At 32.4% G+C, this 13,017-nt stretch carries 11 protein-coding genes; 7 read left to right on the forward strand and 4 right to left on the reverse strand.

What is annotated here, in order from left to right:
* Positions 1-77: 77 nt before the first annotated feature.
* Positions 78-842, reverse strand: coding sequence for a hypothetical protein (locus tag KFE69_07120; GenBank protein UTW43853.1), 765 nt, complete (start codon positions 840-842; stop codon positions 78-80).
* Between the two features lie 414 nt (positions 843-1,256).
* Between KFE69_07120 and KFE69_07125 the strand changes: the two genes are divergently transcribed.
* From KFE69_07125 to KFE69_07140, 4 genes are all read left to right on the forward strand, one after another.
* The gene (locus tag KFE69_07125; GenBank protein ID UTW43854.1) at positions 1,257-2,609 is read left to right on the forward strand and encodes a sodium:alanine symporter family protein; all 1,353 of its coding nucleotides are present in this window, start codon (positions 1,257-1,259) and stop codon (positions 2,607-2,609) included.
* A gap of 144 nt (positions 2,610-2,753) precedes the next feature.
* Complete coding sequence (locus KFE69_07130; GenBank protein UTW43855.1) at positions 2,754-2,957, forward strand: hypothetical protein; 204 nt, start codon at positions 2,754-2,756, stop codon at positions 2,955-2,957.
* Positions 2,958-3,027: 70 nt separating this feature from the next.
* Entirely contained in the window at positions 3,028-4,332 is a 1,305-nt protein-coding gene (locus KFE69_07135) for a transposase (protein ID UTW43856.1), read from the forward strand.
* A 221-nt stretch (positions 4,333-4,553) separates the two neighbouring features.
* Positions 4,554-5,747: an ankyrin repeat domain-containing protein gene (locus KFE69_07140; protein ID UTW43857.1), complete on the forward strand. Its 1,194-nt coding sequence runs from the start codon at positions 4,554-4,556 to the stop codon at positions 5,745-5,747.
* On the opposite strand, the gene KFE69_07145 is transcribed toward KFE69_07140, so the two are convergent.
* The 3 genes from KFE69_07145 to KFE69_07155 all read right to left on the reverse strand — a co-directional run bounded on the left by KFE69_07145 (position 5,744) and on the right by KFE69_07155 (position 9,840).
* Positions 5,744-6,673, reverse strand: a complete 930-nt coding sequence (locus tag KFE69_07145) for a lipoate--protein ligase (protein ID UTW43858.1) — start codon at positions 6,671-6,673, stop codon at positions 5,744-5,746. The genes KFE69_07140 and KFE69_07145 overlap by 4 nt on opposite strands.
* Complete coding sequence (locus KFE69_07150; GenBank protein ID UTW43859.1) at positions 6,674-7,966, reverse strand: D-alanyl-D-alanine carboxypeptidase; 1,293 nt, start codon at positions 7,964-7,966, stop codon at positions 6,674-6,676. It lies immediately after the preceding gene.
* Positions 7,967-8,043: 77 nt separating this feature from the next.
* Entirely contained in the window at positions 8,044-9,840 is a 1,797-nt protein-coding gene (locus KFE69_07155; GenBank protein UTW43860.1) for a penicillin-binding protein 2, read from the reverse strand.
* A gap of 256 nt (positions 9,841-10,096) precedes the next feature.
* On the opposite strand from KFE69_07155, the gene rpsO reads away from it, so the two are divergent.
* From rpsO to erpA, 3 genes are all read left to right on the forward strand, one after another.
* A complete protein-coding gene (rpsO, locus tag KFE69_07160; GenBank protein ID UTW43861.1) occupies positions 10,097-10,363 on the forward strand; it encodes a 30S ribosomal protein S15 in 267 nt (88 codons plus the stop codon).
* 125 nt (positions 10,364-10,488) lie between these two features.
* Complete coding sequence (pnp, locus tag KFE69_07165) at positions 10,489-12,573, forward strand: polyribonucleotide nucleotidyltransferase (GenBank protein ID UTW43862.1); 2,085 nt, start codon at positions 10,489-10,491, stop codon at positions 12,571-12,573.
* A 43-nt stretch (positions 12,574-12,616) separates the two neighbouring features.
* Entirely contained in the window at positions 12,617-12,967 is a 351-nt protein-coding gene (gene erpA / locus KFE69_07170) for an iron-sulfur cluster insertion protein ErpA (protein ID UTW43863.1), read from the forward strand.
* The last annotated feature ends 50 nt before the right edge of the window (positions 12,968-13,017 follow it).

The following is a 13,017-nucleotide window of genomic DNA, read 5'->3' on the forward strand; positions in this document are numbered from 1 at the left end:
GGTTAATTTTAAATAATCCTTTAAAAAAAGGAAATTTCATTACTTAGTGGTATGAATATTGAACATAGTTTTATATTCTAATCAATTAAAAGTGGTTTCGTTTGAATAATTTGATTTAGTTTTTGATAGTATTGATTAATAATTTCAGCTTTATTATTCGCTATAGTTAGCTTTTTATCTACTTTCATTATTTGATTGAGTATGTAAATAATACACTCATTTAACCAGCTATGATTAGGTTGCGTATTTCTATCTAGTGTTTTAATTAGTTGCTCAATACATTGTTTTTCACAAGCATATGTATTTTCATTGGCAAAACGTAAAAGTTGATTTGCAAGGTCATTATTTAAGTGAAAATAGGGGCGCTTAGCTGCTCTTTCTAAGTATTTTGTGCTGAAATATCTAATAAGATCGACATTTATTGAGGCGATCATATTAGGCTGTATTTGTTTAGTCATATTAGTTTTTATCACATTAAGCAATACATGATAAAACTCATCAGCTAACTCTAAATTTGATTTGTAACGGTGGTTATACATAATACGAATATTGGTATTTAGCGTACGGTTAAGCAATATAATAATATGATTGGCCAATATACCATTAAAATTATTAAAACAAGCGATACTGTGGATTAACTGATCAACACAGTTTTCAGATGATGTATATGGATTTTCATTGGCAAAAGTAATTAATGCTTTAGCAATAGATTTATAACCATAATTTTTTGATTGATCTTTTATTATATTGAGATATTGATCACCCAACTGTTTTAATAAGTAAGGTGTTAAAGTGTCAATATCACCTGTATTGATTGAATTTATAATTGTTTCAAATGTCATAATTTTTGCCCCCCAAAGTCTAAATCACTATTTATTAAAGGACTTAGATTTGGTTATTTTATCATCAAAATTTGCTGACTTAAAGTTAAAATGATAATTATTCCTATTTAAAAATAATTGTCATTAAATTCTTTAAAGCTTTTAGTGTAATTGTTTTTAAATCATTTTGAGTAATTGATGATAAAATTGTCTCAATGTCCATATTTACCCCGCCCAAATTGTATGTATTATCTTATTTAAAGATGGGCATTGTAAGGTAAAAATTTTACTATTAAAAGAAAACAGTTGTTACAAAAATAATCATAGTTATCATTGTTTTAACATAAAAAATTAGATGCTAATTGTTATTAAAAATTTAATTTTATTAATATAGTATTAACTAATATCAAGTATTGAAAAGGATCATCAAGCACAATGACTGAAATATATCAATGGATTGAAACAATAAATAGTTATGTCTGGGGGCCTTATATGATTGTTTTAATCTTAGGCACGGGAGTATTTTTAACTGTAGGCTTATGTTTTTTACCATTTAGAAAGTTATTTTTTGCCTTTAAGTTACTATTTACTAAAACATCTAATACTCATGGAGATATACAGCCATTTCAAGCATTAATGACTGCCTTATCTGCCACAGTAGGTACAGGTAATATTGCTGGTGTTGCAACTGCAATTGCAATTGGCGGACCAGGCGCTATATTTTGGATGTGGATGGCAGCGTTAGTTGGTATGGCTACTAAATACTCAGAGGCAGTATTAGCAGTAAAATATCGCGAAGTCGATGAGTTAGGTCGCTATGTCGGCGGACCAATGTATTATATTAAAAATGGCTTATCCAAGAAATTTAGCTGGTTGGCTTTTTTATTTGCATTTTTTGGTGCGATTGCAGGCTTTGGTATTGGTAATATGGTGCAGTCAAATTCAATGGCAGATGTATTAGAAAGTAATTTACTCATTCCACCTTTAGTTTCAGGCATTATAATTGCTATTTTAGCTGGTTTAGTCATATTAGGTGGTATTAAACGGATTGCAACAATTGCTAGTGCTATCGTACCATCGATGGTAGTACTTTATTTGGTTGCAAGTTTAGTTGCTATTATCTTAAACATTCATTTATTACCTCATGCATTTGGTTTAATTTTTGGTTATGCGTTTACTCCGATTGCTGCAACCGGTGGTTTTATTGGAAGTAGTATTGTATTAGCGGTGCAAATGGGTGTTTCAAGAGGTATTTTTTCTAATGAAGCAGGCCTTGGTTCAGCGGCAATTGCTCATGCGGCAGCTAAAACAGATGATCCAGTGCGTCAAGGATTGATTGCAATGCTTGGTACCTTTATTGACTCTATTATGGTTTGTACCATGACAGCTCTAGTAATTATTTTATCAGGGTTATGGAAAACGGGTGAAAATGGTGCAGTATTAACTTCAGAATCAATGCACAATTTATTACCTTATGTCGGGCATTTTATCGTTACGATTAGTTTACTTTTTTTTGCTTTTACGACAATTATCGGTTGGAGTTATTATAGTGAACGCTGTGTTGAGTTTTTGCTAGGGGTAAAAGCAATAATACCATTTCGTATTGTTTGGGTCGTTGCAATTTGTTTTGGAGCATTTTTAAAATTAGAGTTTATTTGGTTATTAGCAGATACATTAAATGGCTTAATGGCCGTACCTAATCTAATTGGCATTTTATTACTAAGCCCAGTGATTTTTAGGCTATCTAAACAGTATAATAAAGATAACTGTTTATTGTCAATTAGTTAAACCTTTATTTCAATAGCATTTTACTTAAAAGTAAGCACAAAAATATTACATTTATATAAAATTGTTGAATAAATTATAAAAATTACATAGAATTGATATTTGTGTTATCAAACATAAATTTATAAGACAAAGTGGGTTGCATCAATGTATAAGTTAAAAGAAACTAAAACTAATAGTACTTCAATTGAGTCATTTAAGAAAAAATTATCAATAGATGAGTCTTATCATATTGAAGAACAGCATTTTACAAACCAAACGGATGAAAATACTAAACAAGTTTATAAAGTGAGTAAAGATGGCTCCAATGTTGGTATATTAGCAACAAAGGACAGCAATTCCCGCTATTAATGACACGGGTTGCAAATAAAGACTTTTAGACCGATCATATATTTATTTTTCGTAACCTAGTTATTTTACAATGAACAATCAATTTAAAAAACATCTATCTATACCAGGTTTATTACACACATTAAGAAATAGCTTTGCAAAAGCTACTGATAGGAAGTCATCCAGCATTTACTCACTTGTTGATTGTTTGATGTGTGGCATGGCAGTATTTGGAATGAAGTATCCTTCATTACTTAAATTTGATAAAGATATGCGATCAGAGGGCAGTTTGGTTAAAAATAATATTAGCTCATTATATAAAGTTGAAAAAGTGCCATGTGATACATATTTACGTGAACGTTTAGATGAAATTGATTATCTTCAATTACGTCAGTCATTTAATGCATTACTAAGCAATCTACAAAGAGGTAAAGTTCTAGAGCAATATTGTTTTTATAATGATTATTATTTGATTTCCAGTGACGGCACAGGGATGTTTTCATCACATGAAGTGCATTGTGATAATTGCTGTGTAAAACATCACCGTAATGGAACAAAAACTTATTATCATCAAATGTTGTGTGCTTCGATTGTACATCCTGATATAAAGCAAGTGATTCCATTAGCGCCTGAGCCAATTATTAAAAGTGATGGAACAAAGAAAAATGATTGTGAGCGAAATGCAGCGAAACGTTTAATTAAACGTCTTCGCCAAGAACACCCGCACTTAGCAATGATTTTTGTTGAAGATGCCTTATATGCCAATGGCCCTCATATTGATGACCTAAACAAACATAATATTCATTATATTCTAGGAGTAAAACCAAGTGATCATACCTGGCTTTTTGACTGGGTTAAAGCAAGTAAATCCGAGTTTTTGTCGATGTCACTAGAGGGTGTTAAACATGAATTTGAGTGGATTAATCAAGCTGAATTAAATGAAACTAGAAGTGATATTAAGGTTAACTTTTTGTCTTATAAACAGACAAATAAAAAAGGTAAAGTACAGCATTTTACTTGGGTGACAGACCTTGATCTTAATTCAAACAATGTATTTAAAATAATGACAGGAGCACGTGCACGCTGGAAAATTGAAAATGAGACATTTAATACATTAAAAAATCAAGGGTATAATTTTGAACACAATTTTGGTCATGGAGCAAACAACTTATGTACAGTATTTGGCTTTTTGATGCTATTGGCATTTTTGGTAGATCAAATTCAAGAACTATGCTGTCCATTATTTAAGTCGGCATTAAAAAAATTAGAGACAAGAAGTCGTTTATGGGACAGAATAAGAAGTGCTTTTTTTATAGCACAGATTAATAGTTGGGAAGCGCTATATTTACACCTATCAGGAAAAGTTAAAGCCCAATTGATCATCGACACTGGTTAATTAGATTTTGCCATGAACATCGTGTTTTTAACTATACCCGGTTATTTATTAATGAGACATAAAAATCTAATATACGGTGCATATGCTGTAGCGGTAAGTATTGTCAATGAGAATGCTAATGGAATTAATAATTAAATGAAAAATTAAGCGGGAATAGCTGAACAAAGGACTATTATTTTGTATTTGATTATGATAAATGTTGTGATGGCCAAAATTTGGATATGAATAAAGTTAATGGCTGGGTTGCAAATATTCATGGTATTCGTAATCCAATTACAGATCATCCATTTTCTCCAGAAGGTAATAATTGGAATGTAAATTTTTTAGGACCTATGGGAAGTGTTTTAGAGGATGGATACTTTTATGCGCAAGATAGGCTTTCTAATTTAAAAAGCTATGGTAAATGGAGTAAAGATGAAAATGGTAATGTTAATCAAATGCTATATCAAAAAGATGATGAGGGAAAAAATAATCAAATTGGTGTGAAACATGGTGATAAATATAAACAAGAAACAAAACAAGTTGGTGGTTCACTAGCTCACCAAGATAAATTAATGAATATTAGTATTTATCCAACTACAAAAAAGCAGGGTATGAATATTGATAGTATCTTTAGCCAAATTACTAATTCGTCAATGGGCGCAGGTTTTATATATGCTCGTCATAGCAGAACAGACTTAAAAAGTATGTTATCAGATGTTAACCATTTAGATGTTAGTAAAAATTTAACACTAAGCATATGTCGGGGTGGGTTTCTATTGCCTCCTTTTCAAACACAGTGGGATAGTGATAATAATAAAGGGCCATATATTGTAGATGAGCTTCAAACTTTAAGATTACATGATATTGCAAAACAAGCACGACAGTGTCATAGACCTGAGTTAATTGAAAAAGCACAGGAAATTATACGGGAAAACCCTGAAGAAATTAATAAAATAGATAAAGATGGTCGTACAGCGCTTTTTTATGCTCTATCAAGTGAAAATTATGAATTAGCTAATTTATTAATAGATCATGGTGTAGTTTATGGTGACAATAATATGTTAAATCTTATTATTTATAATCAACCATCAGATGACCTATATATGATTATGTCAGACCATTATAATATTGAAATTAATAGTGGTAGATTAAATAACGATCTACAGCAAACAATGAAATTTGCAATTGGTTTAAACAAAGTTAATGAAATTAAATCAATTATGAAATTGAATATACCATTTGATTTATCAAAAGAGAGTTTTGATGAGCTGATTAATGAAGCAGGTAAAAATGATAGGGTAATAAATATTTTAAATGAAAATAAAGCTAAATTATGCCCCTCTCTTGAGTTACAAAATCCAATTATGCCATTTAGTAGTTTTGATAGTTTAAATGAAAGAGGTAGTGTTAATGATGTTGAACCACTTCATTAAACAATAGATTTAATTTGCTCTAAGTTATTTAAAAAAGCAATTTTATCATTAATCTTAATTAGATTTTTATCTTTATCTTTAACTGTCTCAATCAAGCCATGCTTAACAGAAACAATATAATGATCCTTATTAATTTCAAATTGTTTTTCAAACGGTAATGTTTTACCAAAACGCCAATCCCAACTTTGGAGCCTTTGCATCTCATCATCGATTTCATTATTGGTATCACATAGTTGATCAGATGTATTAAGTTGTATTATCTCTGTATTAGAATAAGTATTGATAAATGACTGGCAAATGGCATTAACAACAGAATCAATCATTAATTTAGGCTTTATATGGCGTAAAGTTAAAACTTCAGATCGAACAGACTTAACTCCTTTGGCATCAATACTATTTTCTTTACTATGAATGCATTGATTAAGTAAATCAACATCACCGCCAATTAATAAAGTACCATGATGTAATGACTGTTTTCGAGATTCTCGATAGGCACTACCTGAGATTTTATAATTTTTATTATTAACGGGTAATAAAATATCATTTCTAGGTGAGATAGTAGCTTTAATGTCTAAAGTTTTTAAAGCATTAATAATTATGTTTAAATGCATTTCTTTATTGTAATAATTAGGCGGAGATAGGAATGAAAAATTTAGATTATTTAAATCATGAAAAACTGTGCCACCTCCGCTATGACGACGAATCATTGGAATATTATTTTGCTTCATAAAATCAAGGTTGCATTCAATCCAAGGGTTTTGTGCGCGACCAATGACAACACATGGATCATTACGCCATAAATAAAGTATGGGATCATTATATGCAATATGATTATATAAATATTTTTCAACAGCTAAATTATAAAAAGGATTGGTTTGATGCTGAATATAAAGCTTTGCATTAATATGATGGTGTTTATTATTCATTTATGAGAGCCAAAGAGACACCGTACCTTTCATTTTTTGCCAAATATTACCTTCAGGATCAGACTCCAATGAAACAACAGGCGTAATAGCCAAAGTCCGATCTTTATAAGTAACGGTTAATTGACCAATAGTTTGACCTTTTGCAATGGGCGCAATTAATGGCTGTTTGATATCAACATTCGTTTTAAGGTCGCTTGGTTTAACATTATATGGGTAGGTAATCGCAACAGTACCATCAGTACCATAATGAATTTCATTGACTTCACCTTTATAGACAGCAAGCTTACCAATTGGATCGTTAGACATATGAACATAGTCAGTTGTAAAAAAGCGATTAGCATATTTTAATAATGTATAAGCAGCTGTTGCACTGGATTTTTGATTATTAGCGCCAATAACAACTGCAACTAAGCGAGTTTTATCAGGTTGTTGTTCTGATGCAACTAAAGAAAATCCTGCTTCAGAAGTTGAACCTGTTTTTAAGCCGTCCGCATACTGATCAATAAAAAGAAGTTTATTGTAATTAGTTTGTGTAATGCCATTATAAGAAAATTCTTTTTGTTTAAACATGTAATAATACTGTGGGAAATCCAATATAATATCACGACCAATCTTAGCCATATCATAAGCTGATGAATAAAGATTAGGTGCTGGTAATCCCATAATTGTAGTAAAATGTGTATTTGTCAGTCCAAGTTTTTTAGCATATTGATTCATCATATCAACAAAAGCTTCTTGTGTGCCGGCAACATAGGTTGCTAAAGTCACAGCAGCATCATTACCAGAGGCAACAATAACACCTTCTAATAAATCTTTAACGCTAACTTTACTACCAGGTTTTAAAAACATACGTGAGCCACCAGTTGCCCAGGCAACAGTAGGTACTTGAATTTGTGTATCTAAGCTCATTGTACCAGCTTTTAACTGCTCAAAAACAACATATAAAAGCATTAATTTAGTTAGACTTGCAGGAGCAATACGTTTATTTGCATCACTTTGTGCAATGATATTGCCACTTTTAGCATCCATTACAATATAACTTGCAACATCTAAAGTTGGTTGTGGTGGAACCTGTTTAGACCAAATAGCTGCAGCGGTTGTAATTTGAGGTAATTTAAAATCAGCTGGTTGGGCTGGGACCTGAACATTTAAAGGGATATGTGCATTGGCATCAACTGCACCATATTTATTTAAAGGGACTTGATATTTATCTAAAGTGTCCGTTTGAGCATGAACGGTTGAAATACCAAGTGCGATAAGTGTTAATGAAGTGAGTAATTTTTTATTCAGCATAATTCTTAAAAATCCTATTTTTTGTTGCCTTTATCAATATATATCTTACAATTTATGTCTAATTCTAAGACAAATGATTAGTTATTTGCAATGACTTTAAGCAACCATTGTTTATTTCCACTAATCTTATTGTATGGTTCTAAATCAGTCGTATAAGAAACTCCTAAATATTTGAGTGAATTTTCAGCAATTTGAGCAAAAATTGGTGCTGCAGATACGCCACCAAAACGATAAAGTCTGCCCTTTAATGGTTTATCAATCCAGATGACAATAACTAACCTTGGATTGTGGAGCGGGGCAATGCCAGCAAAGACAGCATTATAATATTTATGTGAGAATTGACCATTGACAACTTGGTTAGTTGTGCCAGTTTTTCCACCAACGTCATATCCAGCAATAGAAGCTAATACACCGGTGCCATGAGTATTGGTGACACTTTTTAACATAGCTAATATATCATTTGTTACTTCAGGTTTAACAATTTGCTTACATTCTAAGTTGGATAAGTTAGTTTTAGTAAGTGATAGTGGGCATAACTTTCCATTATTTGCAAAAACTGTATAGGCATGTGCTAACTGTAATACAGAAGAAGTCATCGCATAACCAAATGAGATGTTAGCATAGCTTAATTCACCTAGTTTTGGAATATAGGGTAAATAGCCCATATTAATACCAGGGAATAAGAATGATGAGCCACCAAAACCTAAATTTTGAAGATAATGATAAACATCAATTTTAGGGATTAACTGTTCAATTTTTAAGATACCAATATTAGACGATTTTTGAATAATTTGAGTAACGGTAATTGCACCAAAATTGGCATCATCATGAATGATGTGTTTTTGAATGCGGTAAGTTCCAGGAGATGTATCAAATACAGTATCTGGTGTAATTTTATTCATATTAAGTGCTAATGCTGCAATAAATGGCTTTATGGTAGAGCCAGGTTCAAATGTATCAACAATCGCTCTATTTTTAACACCAGCACCACTTCGTTGTGAAAAAGCATTTGGATTGAATCCAGGATAGCTAGCAATGGCTAAAACTTCTCCTGTTTTTGGGTTAATCACAGCGACAGAACCACTAGAAGCTTCGGCTTTAATTACACCTTTTTTTAGTGCTTGATATGCAAAATATTGGATCATGCTATCAATACTTAGCTGAATATCTTGGCCATCATGAGGTAATGTTGCAATATTGATATTGCGTATTAGATTACCGTAAGCATCTGTTTCAATCGTTTTTTGACCGCTTTTACCGAGTAAGTTAGAGTTATATTGTAGCTCAATTCCAGATTGGCCTTGATTTTTTGAATTAGTAAAGCCAACTACCTGTGAGGCGATATCTGCTAATGGGTAGTAGGTTCGCATTTGTTTTTGTAGATGTACGCCTGGTATATGTAGTGATTTTATTTCTCGAGCTTGATTCGGTGGAATATATTTTGCTGCAATATAGTATCGTTTATTTGGATACTCGCCAATTAATTGATTTATTGAATTTATATCAAACCCAGCAACAGGAATTTGTGATAATAACTGATATTTTTTAGGATTATCCTTCATTATTTTAATATCAAAAATCACTTCATACAGCATTGTACTAACAGCTAAGGGTCTACCATCTCTATCAAGTAGTAAGCCTCTTGCTGCATGTATATTATATGAATGAATGGCTTCATTATTTCCCTTTTGATTTAGGAACTGACTTTCTGCTGTATCAAGATAAACAATGCGACTAATAAGAATGCCAACAAGTATTAGCATAATAATTACAGCAATAATAATGGTAATGGCAATTTTAGGTTTATTTTGTTGATTTGATTTTTTTTTCTTCAACGAGTCTGTTAAGTCTGGGGCTTTAGAATAATCTTGCATGATAGTTAGGTATAAACTTATTGAGTCCTGATTTTTAATCAAATTCTAATAAAAAGGATGGTATTTGACTACCATATTTCAAATAAATTATAAATTAAGTTATCAAATGTTGTTAAGTCATATGATTTAAGTTATTTGTTTTGATCAATGGGCTTGTTGTTTTATTCAAAAAAGACTACAATATCGCGTTGCTCTTATGTCAGTGGGCAATATTAATGTTATTGAAAATACTAAATGTAAATACTAGGAGATTGACATGATTACAGCCGAAAAGAAACAAGAAATTGTTGCAAAGTATGGTAAAGATGAAACTGATACAGGTTCAACAGAAGTGCAAGTTGCTCTTTTAACTGCGCGTATTATTGATTTAACAGAGCATTTCAAAATACATAAGCATGACTTCCACTCAAGAAGAGGCTTATTACGATTAGTTAGTCAACGTCGTCAACTACTTGATTATTTAAAATCAAAGAATATTGATCGTTATCGTACATTGATCGATCAGCTTGGTTTACGTCGTTAATACTTTAGGCTTAATTTAACAAAAATATATAAGAAAAAGAATCGTTAAGTTAAGTATTGCGGTTTCTTTATAACCCGATATGATATAGCTTAACTTAAACATTTTAAGATTAAAGGTAAACATTTGTGAAAGTATATAAACAGGTATTTCAGTTAGGCGATAAGCAAGTTGAAATAGAAACGGGTCATATTGCTCGTCAAGCAACTGCAGCAGTGACTGTAAGAATGGGGGATACCCTTGTTCTAGTGACAGCTGTTGCAAGAAAAGAGGCAAAAGAAGGGATAGATTTTTTCCCATTGACAGTTAATTATCAAGAACGTGCTTACGCTGCTGGGAAGATTCCTGGAGGTTTTAATAAACGTGAAGGTCGTTCAAGTGAGCATGAAACTTTAACTGCACGATTAATTGATCGACCTTTAAGACCATTATTTCCAAAGGGCTTTCATAATGAGATACAAATTGTTGCAAGTGTTTTATCTTTTGATCTGGAAGTTCCAGCTGATATTCCTGCATTGATTGGTGCTTCAGCATCACTTGCATTATCTGGTGTGCCATTTGATGGACCAGTTGCTGGTTGCCGTGTTGGTTTTATTGATGGCAAGTATGTTTTAAACCCGTCATTTGAAGCCTTAGAAAGCTCAGACCTTGACTTAGTAGTTGCCGGTACAAAAGATGCGGTACTAATGGTTGAGTCAGAAGCAAGGGGTTTACCTGAAGAAGTAATGCTTGGTGCAGTACTTTATGGGCATAAGGAAATGCGAGGTGCTATTACTGCGATTAATGAACTAGTTGAATATGCAGGAAAAGAAAAATGGGATTGGCAGCCTAAAAAAGATAGTAAAGAATTAACGGTAGCAGTTAAAAAGGCATTTAAAGACAAAATTAAAGATGCTTTTATAATTAAAGAAAAACAAGTGCGTAATGAACAATTATCTTTACTTAAAAGTCAGGCAATTGAAATGTTTGTTGCAGAAGCAGATGATTCATTGGTCGAGAAAGAAGTAGTAGAAGTGATTGGAAAACTAGAACGTGAGCATGTTAGAAATACTATTTTAGATGGTGAACCAAGAATTGATGGACGTGATACTCGCACTGTGCGTCCGATTGAAGTTAAAACTGGCGTTTTACCTCGTGCACATGGTTCTGCATTATTTACTCGTGGTGAGACACAAGCCATTGTTGTTGCAACCTTAGGAAATGATAGAGATGCTCAGCTGATTGAGCGATTCCAAGGTGATATACGTAATCGTTATATGTTACATTATAACTTTCCACCTTATTGTGTAGGTGAAACTGGAATGATGGGTGCTCCTAAGCGCCGTGAAGTTGGCCATGGCAATCTTGCGCGTCGTGCAATATCTGCTGTTTTTCCTGATGAAGAAACATATCCCTATGTTGTGCGTGTAGTATCAGAAATTACAGAATCTAATGGCTCTAGTTCAATGGCAACTGTGTGTGGTTCATCATTAGCAATGATGGATGCAGGTGTGCCGCTAGCAGCTCCAGTTGCTGGTATTGCAATGGGCTTGATTAAAGAAGGTGATCGTTTTGCTGTATTATCTGATATCTTAGGTGATGAAGATCATTTAGGTGATATGGACTTTAAAGTTGCAGGTACGGCTCATGGTGTTACTGCATTACAGATGGATATTAAAGTTGCTGGCATTACTCGTGAGATAATGGCTAGTGCTTTAGATCAAGCAAAAGAGGGTCGTTTACATATTTTAAATATCATGAATGAGCAGCTTAATGAGACACGTAAAGAGTTATCTGATTATGCGCCACGTATTCATTTATTAAAAACTGGCTCTGAGAAAATTAAAGATATTAAAGGCAAAGGCGGCTCAAATATCCGTAAAATTACTGAAGAAACAGGTGCTAACATTGATTTAGATGATTCAGGTGAAGTGAAAATTTTCACAACAAATAAACCAATGCTAGATAAAGTTTTATCAATGATGGCTTCGACAGCTGCTGAAGTTGAATCAGGTCAAATTTATCAAGGTACTGTTTTAAAGGTAATGGATTTTGGTGCATTTGTAAGTCTTTTACCAGGTAAAGATGGCTTGTTACATATTTCTAAAATGAGCTCAGATCATGTAGAGAATGTATCTGACTTTTTAGAAGAAGGCCAATCAGTTAATGTCAAAGTAGTTGATGTTGACCGCTTTGGTAAGGTAAAATTATCTATGATCGATGTTGATCAATAAAAATAATTAATTATTAATCATATAAAATAAATAGGTTCTAAATATGAGTGAGGCTGTTCAAACAGCATCACCGGTTAATTTTACCGATGCTGCTGCACTAAAGGTGAAAGAGTTAATTGAAGAAGAAGGTAATTTTGAATTAAAATTGCGAGTTTATATTACAGGTGGTGGTTGTTCTGGCTTTCAGTATGGCTTTACCTTTGATGAAACTCAAAATGGTGATGATATAGCTATTGAAAATCAAGGTGTGATTTTATTGATTGATGCGATGAGTTTTCAATATCTTATTGGCGCGGATGTAGACTATAAAGAAGACGTTGAAGGTGCGCATTTTATTATTAGAAATCCAAATGCAAAAACAACCTGTGGTTGTGGTTCTTCATTTTCTGTTTAATTATTCAATAAGTAAAAGAATTGGATCTGTTGCTTTACGATTGCTAAATA

It is taken from the genome of bacterium SCSIO 12844 (assembly GCA_024397935.1).
GTDB lineage: Bacteria > Pseudomonadota > Gammaproteobacteria > Francisellales > Francisellaceae > M0027.

Excerpts from the sequence above, each read along its gene's own strand:
- KFE69_07120 (UTW43853.1), bottom strand. The coding sequence starts at position 842 with ATGACATTTGAAACAATTATAAATTCAATCAATACAGGTGATATTGAC.
- KFE69_07125 (UTW43854.1), top strand. The coding sequence starts at position 1,257 with ATGACTGAAATATATCAATGGATTGAAACAATAAATAGTTATGTCTGG.
- KFE69_07130 (UTW43855.1), top strand. The coding sequence starts at position 2,754 with ATGTATAAGTTAAAAGAAACTAAAACTAATAGTACTTCAATTGAGTCA.
- KFE69_07135 (UTW43856.1), top strand. The coding sequence starts at position 3,028 with ATGAACAATCAATTTAAAAAACATCTATCTATACCAGGTTTATTACAC.
- KFE69_07140 (UTW43857.1), top strand. The coding sequence starts at position 4,554 with ATGAATAAAGTTAATGGCTGGGTTGCAAATATTCATGGTATTCGTAAT.
- KFE69_07145 (UTW43858.1), bottom strand. The coding sequence starts at position 6,673 with ATGAATAATAAACACCATCATATTAATGCAAAGCTTTATATTCAGCAT.
- KFE69_07150 (UTW43859.1), bottom strand. The coding sequence starts at position 7,966 with ATGCTGAATAAAAAATTACTCACTTCATTAACACTTATCGCACTTGGT.
- KFE69_07155 (UTW43860.1), bottom strand. The coding sequence starts at position 9,840 with ATGCAAGATTATTCTAAAGCCCCAGACTTAACAGACTCGTTGAAGAAA.
- rpsO (UTW43861.1), top strand. The coding sequence starts at position 10,097 with ATGATTACAGCCGAAAAGAAACAAGAAATTGTTGCAAAGTATGGTAAA.
- erpA (UTW43863.1), top strand. The coding sequence starts at position 12,617 with ATGAGTGAGGCTGTTCAAACAGCATCACCGGTTAATTTTACCGATGCT.